Raw genomic sequence first — 3,094 nt, 5'->3', positions numbered from 1 at the left:
CCGGCCGCGAACGGCCCGCGCGAGGGAGGTCGAGGCGGCCCGCCGGCGGCTCCGGCGGGTCGCCGAGGCCGAGGCTGGGGAGGCGTGAGGTGCGGAGTCGTGTGGGGTCGTGCGAGGACGTGGCGGGACGAAACGTGACGAAACGTGACGAAACGGGACGGTCGACGGCGACGTTGCCGCCGGCTGCCGGCGGCGCGGAGCGTTCGAGGTCGGGCCTTCGGACGCGTTCCCCGTGATCGTGTCCACCGCGCCAGCAACGACCCCCTCTCGACCGCGCGAGTCGTACCGCCGTGGCTCGCCGGGAAGCTTCGTGAAAAACGGGAACCGCTACTGCAGCTACTGCCGCTATCGTCTCAGAACGAGACCGGCTGCGGCCCGTTCTCGCCGTCCGTCGTCGGATCGCGGTCCGAGTAGAACCGCCGGCCGACGCCGCGGTGACAGACGCCGGCTCGCAGCGTCTCGAAGACCTCGTCGGGAGCGTCGAACGTCTGATCGCCGAACCGCTCGAGCACGTCCCCGAGCCGCTCCGATCCGTCGGCGAGCTCTACGGTCGCGTTGCCGTGAGCCGCGATGAGTTCTTCCGAGGTGGTCGGGAACTGGTGCCGTTCGATCCGGTCGTCGACGCCGTTCAAGCGCATCGATTACGCCGAGTCGCCGGAGGTTCTTAATGATTGTCCATGTACGACCTTAGTCGGACGTTACTCCCTTATACGTCATAATACCGCGTACGGTGTACGACATGACGCCACACGATCCCGGACGAGACGGTTCCGTCGCTGCTTAGTGGACTCGGGGGAAACTGCCGATATGACCGCTGACGACTCCGGATCCGCGGCCGACTCGGGCGATCCCGGATCCGACCCTCCCGACTCCGTCGACTCCACAACCGGTTCGGCCGACTCCACAACCGATCCCGGACTCGTCGCCGACCTCCACACCCACACGAGGGTCTCCGACGGAACGCTGACGATAGAGGAGGTCCCGGCGGCCGCCCACGAGGCCGGGCTCGACTGGGTCGCCGTCACCGACCACGACCGGATCCACCCCGGGATCGACGCGCCCGTCGTCGACCGCGACGGCGTCCGGATCGTCCGGGGGATCGAACTCCGCGTCGACGCCGGCTTCGAGCGACTCGACCTCCTCGGGTACGCCGTCGAACACACCGACGCGCTCGACGCCGAGATCGACCGGCTCCAGACGGACCGTCGCGAGCGCGGCGCGGCGATCCTCCGTCGCGTCGAGGAGCGGCTCGGCGTCGACCTCGCCGTCGAGCCCCGTCCCGGCCTCGGCCGGCCGCACGTCGCCCGCGCGATCGAGGAGTCGTCCGCCCCGTACGACTACGCCGAGGCCTTCGACGAACTGATCGGCAACGACGGGCCGTGTTACGTCGCCCGCGACGTGATCGACCTCGACCGCGGGGTCGAACTGCTCCGGGAGTCGTGCGCGTTCGTCGGCCTCGCTCACCCGTTCCGCTACGACGACGTCGACGCCGCGCTCGAGGTCGCCCGCGATCTCGACGCGATCGAGCGCTTCTATCCGTACGGTCGTCCGGTCGACACCGGCCGGATCGACGAGGTCGTCGCGTCGAGCGACCTGCTCGCGACCGGCGGGAGCGACGCCCACGAGCGGACGTTCGGTGCGGCCGGGCTGACCGAGGCCGCGTTCGCGCCGGTTCGCGAACGGCTGCCGGACCCGCGCTGAGCGGGCGTCGGCTCCGCACTGAGCTGGCGCCGGACCCTCGTGACGGTCTCCGGATCCTGCCGGGGAACAGGGTTAACTCCGGGCGCGACCGAGGACGACACATGCGGTGTCACTACTGCGACAGCGAGGCGGCCTACGAGGCCGAACAGGCGGGCGTCGTCGTGGGGCTCTGTGCGGACCACTTCCGCGAGCGCGTCGAGGAGTTGGCCGACGACGAGGGGCTGGCGGCGCTCTCGGAACGGCTCGACGTCGAATCGACGGAGAGCGAGTGACTCGGTGACTGCCGGGGACTCCGAGTCGCCCGCGAACGAACCCTAAAAGACGGTCGGGAGCCAACCTCCGTCCATGTATCCGACCGACCGTCCGCGACGGCTCCGCACCGACGGGATCCGCCCGCTCGTCAGCGAGTCGTCGCTGTCGGCGTCCGACCTCGTCGCTCCGGTGTTCGTCGACGCGACGACCGACGAGCGCGTTTCCATCGAGTCGATGCCGGGCCACGAGCGCGTCCCCGTCGACGAGGCGGTCGCGCGCGTCGAGGAGGTCCGCGACACGGGAGTGGAGGCGGTGATCCTCTTCGGGGTCCCGGAGGCGAAGGACCCGACCGGGAGCCGCGCGTACGCCGCCGACGGCGTGGTTCAGCGGGCGATCCGCCGGATCTCGGCCGAGACGGACGCGTACGTGGTCGGCGACGTCTGTCTGTGTGAGTACACCGACCACGGCCACTGCGGCGTGATCGAGGAGGGCGCCGCCGCCGACCCGACGCTGACGGTGAGAAACGACGAGACGCTGGAGCTGCTCGCCGAGACCGCGGTCTCGCAGGCCGATGCCGGCGCGGACATGGTCGCGCCATCGGCGATGACGGACGGGCAGGTGGCGGCGATCCGCTCGGCGCTCGACGACGCGGGCCACGAGGACGTGGCGCTCATGAGCTACGCCGCGAAGTACGAGTCGGCCTTCTACGGGCCGTTCCGCGACGCCGCCGACGGCGCGCCCGCCTTCGGCGACCGCCGACACTACCAGATGGACCCTGCCAACCGCCGGGAGGCGCTCCGCGAGGCCCGGCTCGACGCCGAGGAGGGCGCGGACGTGCTGATGGTGAAACCGGGGCTTCCGTACCTCGACGTCGTCTCGGACCTCCGCCGGGAGTTCGACCGGCCGATCGCCGCCTACAACGTCTCCGGCGAGTACGCCATGCTCCACGCCGCCGCCGAGAAGGGCTGGCTCGACCTCGAGGCGGTCGCCCACGAGTCGCTCGTCTCGCTCAAGCGCGCGGGCGCGGACCTGATCGTGACCTACTTCGCGGAGGACCTCGCCGACCGGCTGTGATCGCGGTCGGTCGTCGCTGACGCCGGACACGACCGACCGGACTCGACTGACGGGACCGACCGGACTC

General features: G+C 70.7%; 4 protein-coding genes. 3 read left to right on the top strand and 1 reads right to left on the bottom strand.

The features are described from left to right. Positions 1–353: 353 nt before the first annotated feature. Entirely contained in the window at positions 354–638 is a 285-nt protein-coding gene (locus F3H10_RS15865) for a DUF5789 family protein (RefSeq protein WP_094530085.1), read from the bottom strand. 169 nt (positions 639–807) lie between these two features. On the opposite strand from F3H10_RS15865, the gene F3H10_RS15860 reads away from it, so the two are divergent. The 3 genes from F3H10_RS15860 to hemB all read left to right on the top strand — a co-directional run bounded on the left by F3H10_RS15860 (position 808) and on the right by hemB (position 3,027). Beyond that, complete coding sequence (locus F3H10_RS15860; RefSeq protein ID WP_149785727.1) at positions 808–1,701, top strand: PHP domain-containing protein; 894 nt, start codon at positions 808–810, stop codon at positions 1,699–1,701. Between the two features lie 101 nt (positions 1,702–1,802). Then, positions 1,803–1,973 carry a DUF6757 family protein gene (locus tag F3H10_RS16190; protein WP_188127962.1) on the top strand — a complete coding sequence of 57 codons (171 nt, stop codon included), beginning with the start codon at positions 1,803–1,805 and terminating at the stop codon, positions 1,971–1,973. 73 nt (positions 1,974–2,046) lie between these two features. Continuing rightward, positions 2,047–3,027, top strand: coding sequence for a porphobilinogen synthase (gene hemB, locus F3H10_RS15855; protein WP_149785726.1), 981 nt, complete (start codon positions 2,047–2,049; stop codon positions 3,025–3,027). Positions 3,028–3,094: the final 67 nt, after the last annotated feature.

It is taken from the genome of Halorubrum aquaticum (genome assembly GCF_900113615.1).
In the GTDB taxonomy this organism is placed as follows: Archaea; Halobacteriota; Halobacteria; order Halobacteriales; family Haloferacaceae; genus Halorubrum; species Halorubrum aquaticum.
The sequence above is the reverse complement of the archived record's forward strand: the minus strand, read 5'-3'. Positions and strand labels throughout refer to the sequence as shown.